The following is an 18,982-nucleotide window of genomic DNA, read 5'->3' on the forward strand; positions in this document are numbered from 1 at the left end:
CGGCCGCGGGGACATGGGCCGCTTGGTGCGCGGGGCTGGTCGTCTGCCTGGTCACATCGGAGCCTGACGGTACGGAGGTGGCAGCGGGGCAGGAGGGGCGCTCCGGTGTTATTTGCACACCAGCGGGCAACAAACTACGCTGCTCACCGATGTGCAATTAATGTCCCCGGGAGCTTCGATGCCCTTCCTTGCCGCCACCCCCGTCGAGAAGATGACCAGGCCGTATCCACGGCGCTGGTGGGCGCTGCTGGTGCTGTGCCTGAGCCTGCTGATCGTGGTCATGGCGAACACCTCGCTGATCGTGGCCGCGCCGGACATGACCAGGGACCTCGGCCTGAGCAGCAGTGACCTGCAGTGGGTCATCGACGGCTACACCGTCCCGTACGCCGCGCTGATGCTCGTCCTGGGCTCGATCGGCGACAAGTACAGTCGTCGCGGCGCCCTGGTCGCCGGTCTGGTGATCTTCGCGGCCGGTTCGGTGACGGGCAGCCTGGTCCAGGAGACCGGACTGGTCATCACCGCCCGCGCGATCATGGGTGTCGGCGCGGCCGTGGTCATGCCGGCCACGCTGTCCCTGCTGGTCGCGATCTTCCCGCGGGCCGAGCGCGTCAAGGCCATCACGGCGTGGACCGCCACTTCCGGCCTCGCCATCGCGGTCGGCCCGCTGGTCGCCGGCTGGCTGCTGGAGGACCACGCCTGGGGCTCGACGTTCCTGATCAATGTCCCCATCGCCGTCGTCGCCGTGATCGGCGCGCTGGTCCTGGTGCCGCCGTCCAGGGCGGAGGGCCTGGACCGGATCGACTACATCGGCGGTCTGCTGTCCATCGTCTCCGTCGGCTCCCTGGTCTACGCGGCCATCGAGGGTCCGCGCTTCGGCTGGGGCGCCGCACCGGTCACCGCGGCCGTGGTCGCGGGGGTGGGCCTGCTGGCATTCGTGGCCTGGGAGCTGCGCCACCCGCGTCCCATGCTGAACGTGCGCAAGTTCGCCCAGCGGCCGTTCAGCGGCTCCATGCTCGCGGTGCTGTTCTTCTTCTTCGGCACCTTCGGCGCGCTCTACTACGCCACCCAGTACCTGCAGTTCGTCCTCGGCTACGGTCCGCTGGAGACCGGCGTACGACTGCTCCCGCTGGCCGGTGCCGTCTTCCTCGGCGCCGCGACCACCGGGCAGCTGACCCCGAAGCTGGGCGTGAAGGCGATGGTCGGCACCGGCATGGTGATCGGCACCGCGGGCGTCCTCGTCCTCACGCGGATCGACCCGGGCTCCTCCTACGCCGACTTCCTGGCGCCCCTGATGCTGCTGGGCTTCGCGATCGGGCTGAGCGTGTCCCCGGCCACGGACACCATCATGGGCTCCTTCCCCGAGTCCGAACTGGGCGTGGGCGGCGGTGCCAACGACACCGCGCTGGAGCTGGGCGGCGCCCTGGGGATCGCGATCCTGGGTTCACTGCTGGGCACCGCCTACCGCGACAAGCTGACCGATCTGGTCGGAGGCCACCTCCCGGCCGCCGCGCTGGAGACGGCGCGGGACTCGGTGGGCGGTGGCCTGGCGGTCGCCGGGGAGGTCGCGAAGAACCCCGCCGGCGGTGCCCAGCAGGCACAGGCCCTCATCGGCGCTGTGCGCGAATCCTTCGCCCACAGCGTGGCCCACACCAGCCTGATCGGCGGAATCATCATGGCCGCCGGGACGCTGATCGTCCTCGCCGTGCTGCCCGGCCGCCGGAGCGGCGCCGAGCACGCGCCGCAGGAGCCGGCGCGGGCGGCGGAGGGACCGGCGGCGGAAGCCCGGGACGCGGAGTACAGCGACTCCGCCCCGTAGTCCTCCGGTCATCGCCCGGCGCCCGCTGTCCGGCCTCCATCGGGGAGACCGGACAGCGGGCGCCGGGCGAGTCGGACGGGCAGCGGCACGAGCGCCTGGCGCTCCGGGGCGTCCGGCGGCCGGCGGTAGCCGATGGGAACCCCGAGCGGGCCCACCACGGCGCCGCTCGCGCAAGGGCACGGGCGGGCGCGTCCGCGCCGGGGACACCGGCCCGGACGACACCGGACGGCGACCCGGAGCGCCGAAGGCCATGTCTTCGGACCATCGGGTGCCAACGGCCTTCCGTACCCCAGGGTTCCGCCCGGGGCCACCGCCCCGCCGCCGTCCCCTCGAGCGGGACGGCGGCGAGGCGGAGAGCGCACCAGCGACCGGTCTCGTCCGGCCCCGCGCGCTGGGCACGGTCCGCACCGCGCTGCTGCCGCACGCTGCCGCCACCTGGCCGCGCCGGGCCGTGCGGAGAAGAACGACCCGGAACCGCCGATAATGAAAGTGGCGCGCTCCAGGGCCGCACCGAGACCGTACAGCCAGCCGTTCCCCCAACAGGCCGGGTCCTGGTACCGGCCGGCACTCGCCACTCACTGGGCTGATCCATGAACTCCCAGCCGTCCCCCCGGTCCACCCCAGGAACCGGGCCAGAGGTCCTCCGCGACCGGATCATCGCCTCCGCGCTGCGTCGGGTGTACGGCAGACTGCCGGCCAGCACGTGCACCGCCTATCTGCTGACGGCCGACGCGCGGGTGCTGGCCCCCGCCATGACCGTGGAGACACCGCTGAGCTTCACCATCGCGCCCGCTGTACCGGTGGACGACCTCACCTGGCCCACGGCCCAGGCCCACCTGACGGGGAGCGTCGTGGTGTGCGACGAGGAGTGCGTGCGGAACGTGATCCGCCGGTCACCCGAGGCGCTGATCCACATTCCGGTGCCCATGGTGGTGGTGATCGCGCCGATCCGCACGGCCCGGCATCGTTTCGGGGCCCTGGCCCTGCGCTGGGTGCCGCCGCGGGAGATGGCCGAGGAGGATCTGCGGTTCCTGCGGGCCGTGGCGGACGAGTCGGCCGTCCGCCTGGCGGAGCTGGTCGAGCGGGGCGGCTCCGTCGAGGCGCCGCCGGTCCCGCTGTTCGTCTCCGGGCGGCCGGACCCGCGGGGGGACGATGTCGCCGGGACCGCCACACCGCATCCGCGGGTGACGGCCGCCTGGTCGGCGGCGGGCGGCCCGTTCCTCTTCCAGCTGCAGAGGCTCGCCACCGAACTCACGGCCGCGGTGCACACGGCGGACGTCCTCGCCGTCACCCGGGCGCGGACGGTGCGGCCCTTCCGCGGCCGGGCTCTGGCACTGTGCCTCGCCGAGGCGGGGCATCTGCACGTCGTCGGCGCCGCGGGTCTGTCCCGGGGCGTGGTGAACCGGATCGAGGGGACCCCGCTGTCCCAGCGCACACCGGAGACGGACACCATCAACGAGATCGCGGTCAAGATCTTCCCCTCGGTGCGGGCCCTCCGCCTCGGCTACCCCGGTCTCGATGTCGATCTCGAACGGGAGGCACGGGCCTATTTCCCCCTGATCTCCCACGGGCGCCCGGTGGGCTGCTGCGTGCTGGAGTTCGCCGAGCCCGGCGATCCCCTGCGCACCGAGGAGATCGCCATCCTGGCGATCATGCTCGAACAGGTCGGCCAGTCCCTGGAGAGAGCGCGGGCCTACGAGGCCGAGCACACCCTGACGCGGGCCATCCAGCGCAGTCTGCTGCCGCGCAGCCTTCCGCACCTGTCCGAGGCGGTCCTGGCGACCCGCTACTTCTCCGCGGGCGAGGGAGCGGAGGTCGGAGGCGACTGGTACGACGTCGTCCCGCTGCCGGACGGAGGGCTCGGGCTCGTCGTCGGGGAAGTGGCGGGGAACAGCCTGGACGCGGTCGCGGTGATGGGCCAGTTGCGCAGCGGGGTACGGGCCTACGCCGCCGAGGGACACGCCCCGGCCACCGTTCTGGAGCGGAGCAGCCGGCTGCTGGCCGAGCTGGACACCGACCTGACCTCGACGTGTTGCTGTGTGTGGCTGGATCTGGCGACGGGGATCACCAGCATCGCGACAGCGGGCCCCCCGGGGCTGCTGATCACCGACGTGCGTGGACGGATCGTCCGGCCCCGCCCGCCGCCCGGACCGCCGTTGGGCGCGCCGGCCCCCCAGGGGTACCGGCAGAGCGAGGTCCAGCTGGCGGCCGGGTCGGTGGCCGCGCTGTTCACCAGCGGACTGCTGGACACGCGGCGGCAGGGGAGCGAGGCCGCCGTGGACCGGGTGATCCGCCTGCTGGCCGACCACCGCGACGAGGACCTGGAGGTGCTGGCCGACCGCATCGCCGGCCTCGGACGTCCCCGGGAGAGCCGCGACCAGGCCGCGCTCCTCCTGGTGCGGTACGAGGGGGCCCGGCCGGAGGACCGCGCCCGGGTCGCGCGGACGTCGATACGGCGCCACGATTTCCACGCGGTGGCCGAGGTGCGTGGTTTTCTGCACGACCTGCTGGGCCGGTGGGAGGTGCTGCCCCTGCTGGACGACCTGGAGGTGCTGACCTCCGAGGTGGTCACCAACGCGCTGATCCACGCGCACAGCGAGGTGGAGCTGCGGCTGCGCGAGTATCCGGACCGGATCCGGGTGGAGGTCCGGGACAGCAATCCCTATCCACCAGTGCCGACCGCCTTGCTCGAAGACGAGGTCAGCAATCAGGAGGCGGAGTCCGGACGCGGCCTTCTGATCGTCGACGCGCTCGCCTCGGCGTGGGGCAGTTCGCCCGCCGGGCGTGGCAAGACGACGTGGTTCGAGCTTGCCATCCCCGGGTGGCTGCGCGGCCGCCGCCGCTCGGGCGGGGGCACCGAGGCTGTCCGCCGGACGCGCTGACCGTCCGGCGCCGGACCCCGCCGGAGACCGTCGGGTACGGCCCCGTCCGCCGGGGCCGGCCGGCAGTCACCCGCGCTGCCGAATCCACCGCTGCCGAATCCACCGCGGGGCCCGGCGCCGGTTCCCTGACCTGTGACACGGCGCGTTCCCGCGGTGGGCGGGAGGCCCGCCCCCGTCATCGGTCCGGCCCCTCCGGCTGCCCGGGACACAAGGACGCGTCAGGCCCGCGACCCCGCCGCCACGGCGGGCTCGGGCGCCGATACGGCGGAATCAGGGGCGGTATCAGGACAGCCGCGCCTTCGCGGTGCGCCGCAGCACCAGGCTGATCATGACCGTCACCGCCATCGAGGCCGCACCGGCCCAGGCCGCCACGGTGTATCCGGACTCGGTGGGGAAACTCGCTCCCGAGGAGGTGTGAGCGGAGAGCACCAGACCGCCGAGCGCGCTGCCGGTGGAGAAACCCACGCTGCGCACGACCTGGTTGAAGCTCATCGCGCTGGAGGTCTCTTCCGGCGGGGTGGCGGCAAGGATCGCGCCCGGCATGGCAGCGGAGAAGGCGCCGACGCCCAGCCCGAGCAGGCCCATCACGGCGAAGGCCAGCCACAGCCGGTCGCGGGCCAGCGCGAACACCACCAGCGCCGCCAGCACCACGGCGCCCCCGATGGCGAGCACCGTCGCGGCCTCGAGCCGCTTGCGCACCGGCGGCACCAGCTTGCCGCCCGCGAAGCCCAGCACCGAGAACGGCACCAGCACCAGGCCCGCGACGAAGACATTCACCCCGAAGCCGTAGCCCACCGCCTCGGGCGTCTGCACATAGCGGGTGACCAGCGTCAGCAGCAGGTACATGCCCACGCCGCCGAGCAGCATGGTCACGTTGGCACCGGCCACCGCGGGGTGCCGCAGCAGCGTCAGGTCCACCAGCGGGGTGGCGCACCGGCGTTCGCGGCGCACCCACACGGCCAGCAGCACGGCCGCCGCGGCCGGCAGGGCACCGGCGAGGACCAGGTTCTCGCTCCACAGCGTGGTCCGACTGACCGCCAGCAGCAGGGCCAGCAGACCGGCGCCCAGCAGCGCGGCACCGGGCACGTCGACCGCCACCGACCGGCCCGGCGGCGGCTGCGGCACCGCCCACCAGGCCGTCGCCAGCGCGATCGCGGTGATCAGCAGACCGAGTCCGTACGCCGCCCGCAGCCCCGAGACATCCGTGAGGAGTCCGGCGAGGGGGTAGCCGACGCCGATACCGATGGTGGACGCCACCGACAGCAACGCGATCGTCGACGCGGAGCGCCGCTCCGGCAGGTGGTCACGGGCGACACCCATCATCAGCGCGGTCAGGCCCAGTCCGGCGCCCTGGGCCACCCGCCCGGCCAGCAACCAGCCGAACGACGGCGGCACCACGGTCAGGAAGCTGCCGACCACCACCGTGGCGAGCGTGGCCAGGATGACCTGGCGCCGGCGCGGCCCGGTGCCGAGGCGCCCGAGGACCGGGGTGGCGATCGCACCCACCAGCAGTGGGGCGGTGAGCGTCCACTGCGCCGCGGCCAGCGAGACGTCGAACGCGTCCGCCACCTCGGTGATCAATGGTGCCCCGAGGCTGCCCACCACCGCGACGACCAGGGCGATGAACATCAGCGCGGGCACCAGCGGACCGCCGGTGACCTTCGTCCGCGCATCGGCTGCGGTATCGGTCATCGGTTCGCCTCCGTCGTCAGGTGCTCGAACAGCTCGATCCGTTTGCGGGTGGTGGCCCGGCCGGCCCAGTCACGCCTTCCGGGCGATCGCCTCGGCGGACACTCCGTGCGGCCCGTGCGCCGCGAACTCCTCGGCGGCGATCCTCAGTACCTGCTCCCGGCGATCCACGCCCGTCAGCCGTCCGGCCCGTTCCATGATCGGGGCCACCCACCCGTAGAAACGAGTAAGTCACCGGTAACTTAGCGCATTCCAACGACAGTTGTCGTCCCGTCAGGTAGTGCCTGGCCGCGGTCACCCGTTCCGCGCCGGGGCGCGGACGGCCCGCTCGACCGCCGCGAGGAGGCCGAGCACGTCCGGGTCGGCGAAGGGCATGATCTGGGTGAACAGCACGGCCGCACCGGCGCCGTCGGTGTCGCCGTCGGCCCAGTAGTAGGTATTGGCTCCTCCGGCCCAGGCCAGCGTGCCGACCGGGCGTCCCTGTGGCGTCCGCGCCTCGTTGCGCATGCCCAGCAGCGACCATGTGACCGGGGTGCCGGGCAGCAGCTCGATGTCGTGTGACACGGCCGGGTCGGCCGAGACCAACCGCCCCACCGGGCCGGAGTGGCTGCGCCGTGCCTCGGCCAGGGTCCGCCGGGTGAGGATCGTGGTGCCGTCCAGAGTGCCGCCGGCCGCGATCATGCGCAGGAAGGTCAGGTAGTCGCGCGGGCTGCCGTAGAGCCCGCCCCCGGCGCAGTGGAGCTCGGGTTCCTGCGGGAACTCGAACGGGATCGCCACCAGCCCGTCGGGGGTACGGGCGTGCAGCGTGGCGAGCCGGCCACGGTCGGCTATCCGGAAGGCGGTGTCGGCCATGCCGAGCGGGGCGAATATGCGCTCGCGCAGACGCGTCTCCAGGTCGGTGCCGGTGATCCGGGTGATGGCCAGGCCCACCCAGTCGAGTCCCATGCCGTAGTGGAAACCGGCGCCCGGCTCACCGACCAGCGGGGAGTCCACGAGCGTGGCCAGCCGGCCCTCCCTGGTCGACGGGATGGCGTTGGCTTGGTGGTAGCGCGCGAGGTCCGGACACAGGAACGGGTAGCCGCAGCCGCCGGTGTGCGACAGCAGCCTGCGCAGCGTGACCGGCGACCGGGCCGGGCGGAGCCGGGGCACGTCGCCGTCGTAGCCCTCGAGCACCTGGGGCGCGGCGAGTTCGGGCAGTACGTCCGCGACGGGGTCGTCCAGGCCGATCGCCCCCTGCTCGACCAGCTGCAGCGCGGCGACGGCCGTGACCGACTTGGTCATGGAGGCGAGCAGGGCGATGGTGTCCTCGCCCCATGGGGCGTCGCCGTCACGGGTCCCGGCCCCGCCGGAGTAGACGATCCCCTCGCGGTCGGCGGCCATGGCGTAGACGCCGGTGGTGACGCCGCGCTCGACGGCCTTGGCGAGCAGGGTGTCGATCAGCGCGGTGTCCATGGTTCTCCCCCAACGGTCACAGGACGCGGCGCACCGCACGGACCAGGCCGGGGCGTGACCGCCCGGTGCGACGTGGCTCACCAGGCCACGGGCAGGTTGTGGAGCCCGAAGACGGTCATGCTATGGCGGAAGCCCAGATTCCCCAACGACTCGTCCACCAGCCGGAGTTGGGGCAGCCGCCGCAGCACGGTGGCGAGTGCCACCCGCAGCTCCAGACGGGCGAGCGGCTGCCCGATGCACTGGTGGACACCGAAGCCGAACGCGACGTGTGCACGGGCGGTGCGCTGGACGTCCAGCCGGCCCGGGTCGTCGTAGGCCCGCGGGTCGTGGTTGGCGGCGGTGAGCGAGAGCAGTACCGGATCCCCGGCCGGGATGGTGGTGCCACCGATCTCGACGTCCTCGACGGCCACCCGGGGCAGGCCGTTGTGGGCCACGCTGTGCAGCCGCAGCAGCTCCTCCACGGCACCGGGGATCAGCTCCGGCCGCCCCCGTAGCAGGGCCAGCTGTCCGGGGTGGCGAAGCAGGCTGAGCACCGAGAGGGCCGTCATGTTCGCGGTGGTCTCGTGGCCCGCGACGAGCAGCAGCAGGCCCAGGTTGACGACCTGCCGGCGGGTCAGGTTGCCGGTGGCCTCCTGGTCCACGACCAGACGGCTGATCAGGTCGTCGGTGGGGCGTTCGGCCTTCGACGCGACGAGCCGGGCGAGGTAGTCCGTCAGCTCCTCGCGGCTGGCGCGGATCTCCTCGGCCGTGGACTCCCGGTCGAACGCCACGGCACTGCACCGCTGGAAGAAGCCGTGGTCGGCGTAGGGCACACCGAGCAGCCGGCAGATGACGAGGGAGGGCAGGGGCAGCGCGAAGGCGGTGACGAAGTCGGCCGGGGGGCCGGCCGCGACCATCTCGTCCAGCAGCCGGTCGACGGTCTTCTGCACACCCGGTCGCATCGCCTCCACCCGCGCGGCCCGGAACTCCGCGGTGAGCATGCGGCGGTGCCGGTCGTGCTCGGGCGGATCCATGCGCAGGAAGCTCTCGAGCATGGTGCGGGTGGCGACCTGCCCCTGGGAGAAGAACGGGTAGGAGGGGTGCCGCACATCGGCGCTCAGCCGGGGGTCGCGCAGCGCCTGGCGCACCTCCTCGTGCCGCGAGACCAGCCAGGCGGTTCTGCCGTCCCACAGCGTCACCCGGCTGACGGCTCGCCGCTCGCGCAGTTCCCCCAGCAGCGGCGGGGGATCGAGCGGGCATCCGGCGGCCCGGGGGATCGGGTAGGACGGGGCGATGTCCTCGGTCTGTGGCATGAAAGCAACCTCCTGGGAGCCGGTACCGAATGCCGCCGGTGAACGCCTGTCCGCGCAACGGGAAACGCCCGGTGCGACTACAGGTCCAGCTTCAGATCCGGCAGCAGTTCTCCGGCGGTCGCGACGCCGGGGCCGGTGCGCGGACCGGGAGTGAACCGGGCGGGCATCGTCACATAGCCGTTGATCTGCCCGACGGTCGCGTAGCGTTCGGCCGCGCCCTCGACCAGCCGGTAGTCGGGCAGCCGCCGGAGCACCTCGTTGACCACGATCTCGAAGTCGGTCTGTGCGATGTGGCGCCCGATGCACCGGTGCATGCCGATCCCGAAGGCCGCGTGCTTGCGCGTGTCACGGTCGAAGTCGACGGTCAGCGGGTCGGGGAACACCTCGGCGTCGAGATTGGCCGCCGCCCACGAGATCAGGACCCTGTCGCCGCGGGACACCGGGAACCCGCCGATCTCGTCGTCGCGCATGACGGTACGGCCGACGCAGACCACGGGGGTGAAGTACCGCAGGAACTCCTCGCACGCCCTGGGAACCGTCGCGGGCTCCTCGATCAGCCGGCGGCGGGCGGCGCGGTCCCGGTCGAGGTACTCGAAGGCCGAGGCGAGCAGCGCGGTGGTGGTGTCCATCCCACCGGCGATCATGGCGTTGCACACCGCGACGATGTCCGCGTCGCCGATCTTCTTCCCGTCCACCTCCACCTGGGTCAGGAAACTGATCAGGTCTCCCTTCGGGTTCGCCCGGCGCCGGGGAATCGTTTCCCGCACCTCGTTGACGAGCATCGCGAAACCGGCTTCGACCCGCTGGTACTCGGGGGTGCCGGAAGGGGTGTACGCGAGCGCGTGCACCGCGTCGGCGTACCGGCGCCAGTTGTCCATCGGCAGTCCCACGATGTCCAGCGTGAGCAGCGCGGGAACCGCGTTGGACAGGTCCAGCACCAGGTCCGTCTCGCCCTTCTCGACGCACTGGTCGACACACCAGGTGGCGAATGCCTGGATGCGGGGCCGCAACTGCCGCGCGGCCTTGGGCGAGAAGAACCGGTTCAGGGTGCGGCGCCACTCCAGGAACTCCGGCGGGTCCATCTCCAGCGGCAGCGCACGGAAGGTGGAGGCCGGGATGATGGTCCCCTGGGGACGCCCGGGGGTGTTCGGCAGCTCATGGGCGGACGAGAAGACCTCCGGCCGCCTGGCCACGTCCGCGACCTGCTCGTACCCCGTGACGACGTAGAAGCCGCCGTGGTGCGGGCTGTGGGCCACCGGGCAGCGCGTGGCCAGCTCGGTGTTGGCGGCCCACGGATCGCGTCCGTACTCCTCCGAGTGGTGATCGAAGTCGATCTCCGGCACCTCACGGTGTGCCATGGTGTCCTCCTGTCAGCTCGGTTGTGACCGGGACGGTGCGATGTGCCCCCTGGCGGGCCGGCTCCGGTCCAGCCGCGTCAGCGCGAAGCCCTGGTAGCCTCCCGCCGCGACCTCGGCACACGTCCGCGCGTAGGCCGGGAAGCCGACGAGCGGCATGAACACGCGCCTCTTGCCGGGGATGTTCGCTCCCAGGTACCAGGAATCGCAGGAGGAGAACAGCGTCCGGCCGGCGGTTTCGCTGACGTGCAGCCCCCAGGCGTGCTCGGCCTCCCCGGTGGCCTCGATCACGTCGATGTCCTGGTCGGTCAGGTACGTCAGGCAGTCGCCGATCCACGTCGCGTGCTGGTGGATCGCCACCATCATGTTCGTCAGCACCGACGGGCTGCCGGGGCCAGTCATCGTGAACAGGTTCGGGAAGCCGGGCACGCCGAGGCCGAGATAGCTGCGCGGCCCGGCCGACCACATGTCCCGCAGCGACAGCGCGTCCCGCCCGCGGATGTCGATGCTGAGCAGCGCGCCCGTCATGGCGTCGAACCCGGTGGCGAAGACGATCACATCGAGCCGGTATCTGCCCGCCGCGGTGCGGATCCCCTCCGGTGTGATCTCTTCGATCGGTGCCGAGGCCACGTCGACCAGATGGACGTCCGGCCGGTTGAAGGTCTCGTAGTAGCCGGTGCCCAGGCAGACGCGTTTGCAGCCGATGGGCTGCTTCGGCGACAGCAGGGCCGCGACCTCGGGATCCTTCACGATCTGGCGGATCTTCCCGCGGACGAAGTCGGCGACCAGCGCGTTGGCGGCCGGGTCGGACATGATGTCGCCGAAGGACCGCAGCAGCAGTGGCCCGCCCAGCCCCCAGAAGTACTCGAAGGCGGCCTCGCGTTCGGCGGCGGAGACCAGGAAGACCGAGGAGGGGTTGGTCGGGTACCGCGACAGACCGGCCGTCGGCATGGCGTTGTTGCGCTCCCGGAACCCCGCGTAGTCGGCCTTGACGGCGGCCCGCAGCTGCGGATCGAGCGGTTGGTCCCGGGCGGGCAGGGTGTACGCGGCCGTGCGCTGGAAGACGTAGAGCTCCGCCGCCTGCCGCGCGATGACCGGGATCGTCTGAACACCGGACGAGCCGGTGCCGACCACGCCGACGCGCTTGCCGGACAGGCCGACCGGCTCGTGCGGCCAGTGGCCGGTGTGGTGGATCTCGCCGGCGAACGTCTCCCTACCGGCGATCCGCGGCAGGTTGGCCGAGGACAGGCACCCCGTCGCCATGATGACGAACCGCGCCACCACCTCGTCACCGGCCTCGGTGCGCACCGTCCACCGGCCGGCCGGCTCGTCGTACCCCAGCGCCGTGACACGGGTGTGGTACTGGATGTCGCGGCGCAGGTCGAAGCGGTCCAGGACGTGGCCGACATAGCGCAGGATCTCCGGCTGGGAGGCGTAGCGCCGGGTCCACTCCCACTCCTGCTGCAACTCCTCGGAGAACTGGTAGGAGTATTCGAGGCTCTCCACGTCGCAGCGGGCGCCCGGATAGCGGTTCCAGTACCAGGTGCCGCCCGCCCCGCCGCCGGCTTCGAGGACCCGCGCCGTGAGGCCGGTCCGGCGGACCTGGTGCAGCATCTGCAGGCCCGCCAGGCCGGCGCCCACGATGACCACGTCGAAGCAGTCTGTCATCTCAGTACTCCTGTGGGAGGGGTTGCGTCTTCGCTCATGGCGAGGGTCCGGCGGTGCGGCCGGGGCGCGGCGCCTATGCCGTGCGGGCCGCCGCGTACCCGTCCCGGTGCTGGTCCGCCGCGGAGCGTTCCCAGCGGGTGGCGGAGCAACTGGCCAGGCAGATCCAGAGGACGGCCGTGAAGAACGGGGCGTAGGTGATCAGGCCGCCGGCCTTCAGCGGGCCGGTGGGGAAGATGAGCGGCACGCTTCCCAGCACCTGCGTCGCCACGGCGAGGACGCCGAGCGGTTTGAGCCAGCCGGGCCAGCCCGCCGACGGCCGCAGGGACCACGACGCCGCCGCGACCATGATCCCCGCCGGGAGGACGTTGAACATGAAGCCCAGGACGTACGCGTCGGAGAACGCCTTCAGGAGCGCGTGTGTGTCAGGGTCGTCGGCCCAGACCGAGAAGACCTGGAAGAGCCCCAGGAAGACGACCGCGAAGCAGACCCAGGCGGCGCCCGCGGCGAGCATGATCACGGGCAGCGGGCTTCCCGGCACCTCACGGCGGAGCCGGGTGTAGAGGTAGCCGAGGAACCACAGCGCGCCGAGCAGGGCCAGGCCCGCCATGAACTGATAGAGGTATCCGCGGGTGGCGTGGGACGCGTAGAAGGACGCGATCTCTTCCTCGGACGAACCGAAGGCCGGGATCGGCGGCAGTACCGGAATGGTGGCGAGGAGCAGCACCAGGCTGAGGATTCCGGTCGCCGCGTGCGGCACCTGTGACGGTTGTTTGACCACGGGGGATCCCTTCGGTGTGCGCTCTGCTGACGGCCTCCCGGCCGGCGGAACCGGCGGCAGCCGGTCCGCCGACGGGAGGTGGTGGCGGTCGGGCGCCGGACTACGGGGCTGTCCGGAGGTTGAGCCGGTCGATGATGCGGGTGGCGAGGGCGGCCAGGCTGGAGTCCTGCCGCATCTGCTTGGGAGTGATGCGCACATCGAATTCCCTGCTGATGCGCGTGCTCAGCTGGAGTGCCATGAGGGAGTCGAGACCGTAGTCGGTCAGGGACAGGTCGGGGTCCAGACCGGCCGGGCTGACCCGCAGGATCTCGGCCGCCTGGTCGGTGAGGTGCCGTTCGAGGAAGATCTGGCGGGTGGCCGGATCGGTGAGCCGCAGCTCGGCCAGGACGGCCTGCCGGGCGGCGTCCGCGGTGGCTTCGGCCGTGTCGCCGGCGGGGATGGCGGCGAAGAACGGCGAGGTGCGGAGCTTCTGCGCGAACATCTTCTGCCAGCCGCCGTCGAGGATGTCCAGGTAGCCCACGCGGGCCCGGTCGTGGCGCAGCAGGGTGTCGCAGGCGCTGATGCCTTCATCGGGGTCGATCATGGCGTGGCCGCTGTCGGCGAAGAAGGCACCGCGCCCGCGTTCGGCCCAGGCCCCCCAGTTGACGCTGAGCGCGGGGAGGCCGTGACCGCGCCGCCAGGTGGTGAGGCCGTCCAGGAGCGCGTTGGCGGCGGCGTAGGAGCCCTGACCGGGGAATCCGAGGAGGGACGAGGCGGACGAGAAGCCGAACCACCAGTCGAGGGGAAGACCGCGGCAGGCGTCCTGCAACCGCAGGGCTCCGCGCGCCTTGGGGGCCCAGACGCGCTCGACCAGCTCCTCGTCCAGCCCCGCGATCGCGGCGTCCGCGATGACCGCGGCGGCGTGGACGACGCCGCGCACCGGCAGACCGGTCGCGGTGGCGGCACGCACCAGCCGGTCCGCGGTGCCCGCCACGGCGATGTCACCGAGCACCACCTCGATGTCGGCTCCGGCGGCCCGCAGCTCCTCGAGGGCCGTCCGGGCGTCGGGAGAAGGGGCGGAGCGGCCGCCCAGCACGATCCGGCCGGCCCCCGCCTCGGCGAGCCAGCGGGTGAGGAGCAGACCGAGCCCGCCGAGTCCGCCGGTGATGAGGTAGGCGCCGTCGCGGCGGACGACGGGCACCTGGTCCGGCCGGACGACGGCGTGGCCGTCACCGTCCCGGGGAAGGACGAGCACGATTTTGCCGATGTGGTCCCCGGCCGCGAGGGTGCGGAAGGCGGTGGTGGCTTCGTGCAGCGGGTGAACGGTGTGCGGCGGGGGTTCCAGCGCACCGGTGGCGAGCAGGTCGTGGACCTCGCGGAGCACGCCGCCGAGGTGATCGTGGTCGAGCACCCCGAGGTCGACGCTGTGCAGCGAGATGTTGCGGCGGAAGGGGTAGAGCCCGATCCGCGCGTCGGCGTAGATGTCCTTCTTGCCGAGCTCCACGAAACGCCCGCCGACGCGGAGCAGATCCAGGCCCGCCCGCTGGGCCGCACCGGTGAGCGAGTTGAGCACCACATCGACGCCTTCGCCGCCGGTCAGGTCGCGGATGTCGTCGGCGAACCGGGTGGACCGGGAGTCGAAGACGTGCTTGATGCCCAGGTCGCGCAGGTACCGCCGTTTGGCTTCGGTTCCGGCGGTGGCGAAGATCTCGGCTCCGAGGTGCCGGGCGATGGAGATCGCGGCGAGCCCGACCCCACCGGTCGCCGAGTGGATCAGTACGCGTTCCCCGGCGCCGAGCCGGCTCAGCCGGTGCAGCGCGTACCAGGTGGTGGCGTACACGCTGGGCCGGGCGGCCGCCTCCTCGAAGGTGACGGCGTCCGGAACCGGGACCGCCTTGACGGCGGGCACGATCGCGAACGAGTCGAACGCCCCGGGGTGCAGGGCCGCCACCCGGTCGCCGACGCGGTAGGAGGTGACCTCGTCACCGACGGCGGTCACGGTGCCGGCGCAGTCGAACCCGAAGGACATGGGCCGGCCGTCGACGGTCTTGTACAGGCCCATCGCGTTGAGCACATCGGCGTAGTTCAGCCCGAACGCCACGGCCCGGATCTCGATCTCCCCCGGCCCCGGCCGCCGCCGTTCGGAGCTGATGAGTTCGAAGCTGCCCAGGTCGCCCACGTGCCGTACGCCCAGGGTGAAGCGGTCGTGTCCGTGGCGGATCCGCCGCGTCCTGCGGTCGTCCTCGTGGAGCGGCGCCAGTTCGAGCCGCGCCAGGTACAGGTCGCCGCCGCGCAGGGCGATCTCATCGGCGTCCTCGGTGGACCACAGGGCGGCGGCCAGCTGTCCGGGCGTGGTGCCGGTGTCGATGTCGACGCAGCACACCCGTAGTTCGGGGTGCTCGTGTCCGATCACCCGGCACAGGCCGCGCAGCGGTGTCTGCTCCAGGTTCAGCCCGTCGCCGTCGTGCACCGGCTGGGCGTCGCGGGTGACCACCCACAGGCGGGGCGCGGGTTTCCCGGCCCGCTCGGCCAGCAGACGCACCAGCCCGATCAGCCGGTTGACGCGGCGTTCCGCCCGGTCCAGCGCGGCCTCGTCGGCCGCCCCGGTGGGGGAGGGGCACAGCAGCACCAGGCCGTGCGGCGGCGCTCCGGCCGACAGGTCGTCGAGCGCGGCCACCAGTTCCTGGTCGCCGTCCGGGGCCGCGCCCACGCTCAGGTGCGCACAGCCGGTGCCGGTGTCCAGGGCCGAGGTGAGTTCCCGGACGAACTCCTCGGGATCCGCGTCGTCCTCGGTCACCAGCAGCCACCGCCCGGCGGGCTGCCGCGGAGCCGGATCGACGCGGTCCCAGCCGATGGCCAGCAGGCGTTCGGCGAACCGGCGGTCCTGGGTGGCCAGGCGGACCTGCTCGATCTCGGCGAGCACGTCGCCGTCCTCGTCGAGGAGCACCACGTCCCCCACGGCCAGGTGGCCGTCGAGATGGCGCAGCCGGGCCAGGCAGTAGCGCCCGCGGTGCGGATCGCGGTGCACCCGCAGGGCGCCCGCCCCGACCGGGAAGGCGTCCCGGACCAGGGCGGGATGAGCGGCCAGGGCCTGGAGGCAGCCGTCGATCAGCACCGGGTGCATCCGGTAGGAGTTCAGGTGGGCGCGCACGGTGGCGGGAAGCCCGATCTCGGCGAGAACCGTCTGGTCGATGCCCGGCTCCTCGGACAGGCGCAGGGCGGTGAGCGCGGCGAACGCCTCGCCGTGGTGGACCCCCACGGCCTGGAACTTGGCGTAGACCTCACCCGGATCGAGTGTCCCGGGGTGGCGGTCGAAGAGTGCGGCCAGGTCCCGGCGGTCCGGCCGGACCGCCGGCGCGCGGCGCAGCGATCCGGTGGCGAGACCGGCCGGTTCCCCGCCGTCGCGGCGGGCCAGGGCCTCGAACCGGACCAGGCCCTCGCGGACCGGGCGCACCCGCGTGGACACCACGGTGTTCCGCTCCAGCGGCAGCATCTCGTGGATGGTCAGGTCGGTCACCTCGACCGCGTCCGTGGTGCCCGGCTCCGCGCCGAAGACGGTCTCCGCGGCGCTCAGGGCCATCTCGCAGTACCCGGCCCCCGGCATGACCGGCTGCCCATGGACCCGGTGGTCGGCGAGGTAGCGCAGCTCGCGACCGCTGAGGCCGGCCTGCCAGCGGTGTTCGTCGTCGGTGTCCACGGGCGCCAGATGCGCGCCGAGCAACGGGTGGACGGCCACGCTCGCACCGCCCGGCCGCCGTGCGGCCATGGCCAGGACTCCCAGGTCGCGCCCCGCCCACACCGGGAGGGGGACATCGGCCACGTTTCCGGTGGGGTACTCGCGCGACCAGTCGACGGGGACACCGGTGCAGTGCAATCCGGCCAGCTGGGGCAGGAGTCCGTGCCGGGCCTCCTGGTCACGGCGGAGCGTGGGGACGGTGATCGTGTCCCGGCCGATCGCGTGGGCGGTCTCGGAGACCGCGTGGGTGAGCAGGGGATGCGGGGAGACCTCGAGGAACACCCGGTGCCCGTCGGTCACGGCCGCGGTGACGGCGTCGGCGAACCGTACCGGCCTGCGCAGATTGCTCACCCAGTAGTCCGCGTCGAAGGCCGCCGGTTCCCTCGGGTCGTCCAGTACGGTGCCGTAGAACGGGACGGTCGGCGCGGTGGGGGCCAGGTCGCCCAGGCTCGCCGCCAAGTCCCCCAGGATCGGATCGACATGCGGGGAGTGCGAGGCGTAGTCCACGGCGATCCGGCGGGTGTGCAGGTCACGGGCCTCCCATCGGGAAACCAGGAGGCGGATCCGCTCGGGGTCGCCCGCCACGACGGTGGAGCCCGCGGAGGCCACCACCGCGACGGTGACGTCCTCGATGCCCGCGCCGGAGAGTTCGGCCTCGACCTGCTGGTGGGGGAGTTCGACCGTCGCCATGGCGCCGCCGCCGGCGATCCGGGTGATCAGCGCCGACCGCCGGCAGATCACCTTCGCCCCGTCCTCGGGGGACAGCGCACCGGCGACGACCGCCGCGGCCACCTCCCCGAGGGAATGCCCGATCACGGCGGCGGGCTCGACGCCCCGGGCCCGCCAGGCCGCGGCGAGCGCCACCTGGACCGCGAAGATCGTGGGCTGGACCCGCTCGATCCCGGTGACGGTCGTGTGGCTCACCAGCTCGGAGCGGACGGAGAACCCCGATTCCCGGGCGATGAACGGTTCCAGTTCCTCGATCGCGGCGGCGAAGGCGGGTTCGGTCTCCAGCAGGGTCCGTCCCATGCCCGCCCACTGGGAGCCCTGCCCGGAGAACAGCCACACCGGTCCGCCGGCGTGGAGACCGGCCGAGCCGGACACGATCCCCTCACCGGCCCGGGACCCGGCGGCCGTGGTGAGCCGATCGACCAGCTGGCCGCGGGAGGAGGCCAGGACGACGAGCCGCTCCTTGCGGTGCTCCCGGCCCCGGGCCAGGGTGAAACCCACATCGCCGGGCGGCACCGACGAACCCTCGCCGGACAGCCATCCCGCCACCCGGCCGGCCGTCTCCGCCAGGGCCTGCGGCGTGCTCGCCGACAGCACATACGGCCGTACCCGCTGCTCCGCCACGGGCGCGGTCCCGGTCGCGACCGCCGCCGCCACGGCGGGTGGGGCGGTGTGCTCACCGGACCCGGCGGTGTCCGGGGCCTGTTCGACGATGACGTGGACGTTGGTGCCGCTGAAGCCGTAGGAGGAGACCGCGGCCAGCCGCGGCCCGTCGGCCACCGGCCACTCGGTCAGCCCGGTCGGCACGAACAGCCGGGTCCGCTCCGGTGAGATCTCCGGGTTCCACTCGTTGAAGTGCAGGTTCCCCGGTATCCGGGCATGGCGCAGCGCCATCACCGCTTTGATGAGTCCGGCCAGACCGGAGACCGATTCGGTGTGGCCGATGTTCGTCTTCACCGAGCCCACCGCGCACGGCCGGTCACCGGCGCCGTAGACGGCGGCGAGCGCCGTGAACTCCACCGGGTCACCCGTCGGTGTGCCGGGGCCGTGCGCCTCCACCAGCCCCACCCGGGCGGGGTCCACACCGGCCGTGTGCAACGCCCGGCGCTGCACGGCTTCCTGTGCCGCCGCCGAGGGGACGACGATGTTGTCGGAACGTCCGTCCTGGTTGGCCGCCGAGCCGCGGATGACGGCGAGGATCCGGCGGCCGTCCCGTAACGCGTCGTCCAGCCGCTGCAACGCGACCACGGCGCAGCCCTCGCTGCGGACGAAGCCGTCGGCGGCGGCGTCGAACGCGGCGCACCTGCCGTGGGGCGACAGCATGGACCACTGCGAGAACAGCAGCCCGACCTCGGGCCCGAGCATCAGCATCGCGGCACCGGCCAGGGCCACGTCGGACTCCCCGGCGCGCAGGCTCTGGCAGGCCAGGTGGACGGCGAGGAGACCGGAGGAGCACGCGGTGTCCACGGCTATGGCGGGGCCGTGCGCGCCCAGCAGGTACGACACCCGGCCCCGCCCGCGACGGAGTGCGCGTGTCCCCGCACTTANACCCGTTACGGGGTTCCCTTCCCACCCCGAACGCGGCCCGTCCGGTTCCCCGATCGGT

10 protein-coding genes are annotated in these 18,982 nt (G+C 72.7%); 2 read left to right on the forward strand and 8 right to left on the reverse strand.

Going from position 1 to position 18,982, the window contains the following annotated elements; translation table 11 throughout:
- The first annotated feature begins 178 nt into the window (after positions 1-178).
- A complete protein-coding gene (locus AXW62_RS11350) occupies positions 179-1,816 on the forward strand; it encodes an MFS transporter (protein WP_060944390.1) in 1,638 nt (545 codons plus the stop codon).
- Positions 1,817-2,406: 590 nt separating this feature from the next.
- On the forward strand, positions 2,407-4,698 hold the full coding sequence (locus tag AXW62_RS11355; RefSeq protein ID WP_159060854.1) for a SpoIIE family protein phosphatase: 2,292 nt from the start codon (positions 2,407-2,409) through the stop codon (positions 4,696-4,698).
- 282 nt (positions 4,699-4,980) lie between these two features.
- Here the strand turns inward: AXW62_RS11355 and AXW62_RS11360 are convergent, their stop codons facing one another.
- From AXW62_RS11360 to AXW62_RS40705, 8 genes are all read right to left on the reverse strand, one after another.
- Complete coding sequence (locus AXW62_RS11360) at positions 4,981-6,390, reverse strand: MFS transporter (RefSeq protein WP_107406260.1); 1,410 nt, start codon at positions 6,388-6,390, stop codon at positions 4,981-4,983.
- A 69-nt stretch (positions 6,391-6,459) separates the two neighbouring features.
- The gene (locus tag AXW62_RS43845; RefSeq protein WP_143712688.1) at positions 6,460-6,585 is read right to left on the reverse strand and encodes a TetR family transcriptional regulator; all 126 of its coding nucleotides are present in this window, start codon (positions 6,583-6,585) and stop codon (positions 6,460-6,462) included.
- 96 nt (positions 6,586-6,681) lie between these two features.
- Complete coding sequence (locus AXW62_RS11365; RefSeq protein WP_060944392.1) at positions 6,682-7,839, reverse strand: serine hydrolase domain-containing protein; 1,158 nt, start codon at positions 7,837-7,839, stop codon at positions 6,682-6,684.
- A gap of 77 nt (positions 7,840-7,916) precedes the next feature.
- Positions 7,917-9,131: a cytochrome P450 gene (locus tag AXW62_RS11370; protein WP_060944393.1), complete on the reverse strand. Its 1,215-nt coding sequence runs from the start codon at positions 9,129-9,131 to the stop codon at positions 7,917-7,919.
- Between the two features lie 77 nt (positions 9,132-9,208).
- Positions 9,209-10,489 (reverse strand): cytochrome P450, encoded by a 1,281-nt coding sequence (locus tag AXW62_RS11375; protein WP_060944394.1) that lies wholly within the window; start codon positions 10,487-10,489, stop codon positions 9,209-9,211.
- Between the two features lie 12 nt (positions 10,490-10,501).
- The gene (locus AXW62_RS11380; RefSeq protein WP_060944395.1) at positions 10,502-12,154 is read right to left on the reverse strand and encodes a flavin-containing monooxygenase; all 1,653 of its coding nucleotides are present in this window, start codon (positions 12,152-12,154) and stop codon (positions 10,502-10,504) included.
- A gap of 73 nt (positions 12,155-12,227) precedes the next feature.
- Positions 12,228-12,932 (reverse strand): hypothetical protein, encoded by a 705-nt coding sequence (locus AXW62_RS11385; RefSeq protein ID WP_060944396.1) that lies wholly within the window; start codon positions 12,930-12,932, stop codon positions 12,228-12,230.
- A gap of 100 nt (positions 12,933-13,032) precedes the next feature.
- Positions 13,033-18,882: a type I polyketide synthase gene (locus AXW62_RS40705; protein ID WP_060944397.1), complete on the reverse strand. Its 5,850-nt coding sequence runs from the start codon at positions 18,880-18,882 to the stop codon at positions 13,033-13,035.
- Positions 18,883-18,982 lie beyond the last annotated feature (100 nt).

Origin of the sequence: Streptomyces hygroscopicus subsp. hygroscopicus, assembly GCF_001553455.1 — a bacterium.
GTDB classification, from domain to species: Bacteria; Actinomycetota; Actinomycetes; order Streptomycetales; family Streptomycetaceae; genus Streptomyces; species Streptomyces hygroscopicus.

Coding starts and splice junctions, on each gene's coding strand:
- AXW62_RS11350 (WP_060944390.1), top strand. CDS start 179: ATGCCCTTCCTTGCCGCCACCCCCGTCGAGAAGATGACCAGGCCGTAT.
- AXW62_RS11355 (WP_159060854.1), top strand. CDS start 2,407: ATGAACTCCCAGCCGTCCCCCCGGTCCACCCCAGGAACCGGGCCAGAG.
- AXW62_RS11360 (WP_107406260.1), bottom strand. CDS start 6,390: ATGACCGATACCGCAGCCGATGCGCGGACGAAGGTCACCGGCGGTCCG.
- AXW62_RS43845 (WP_143712688.1), bottom strand. CDS start 6,585: ATGGAACGGGCCGGACGGCTGACGGGCGTGGATCGCCGGGAGCAGGTA.
- AXW62_RS11365 (WP_060944392.1), bottom strand. CDS start 7,839: ATGGACACCGCGCTGATCGACACCCTGCTCGCCAAGGCCGTCGAGCGC.
- AXW62_RS11370 (WP_060944393.1), bottom strand. CDS start 9,131: ATGCCACAGACCGAGGACATCGCCCCGTCCTACCCGATCCCCCGGGCC.
- AXW62_RS11375 (WP_060944394.1), bottom strand. CDS start 10,489: ATGGCACACCGTGAGGTGCCGGAGATCGACTTCGATCACCACTCGGAG.
- AXW62_RS11380 (WP_060944395.1), bottom strand. CDS start 12,154: ATGACAGACTGCTTCGACGTGGTCATCGTGGGCGCCGGCCTGGCGGGC.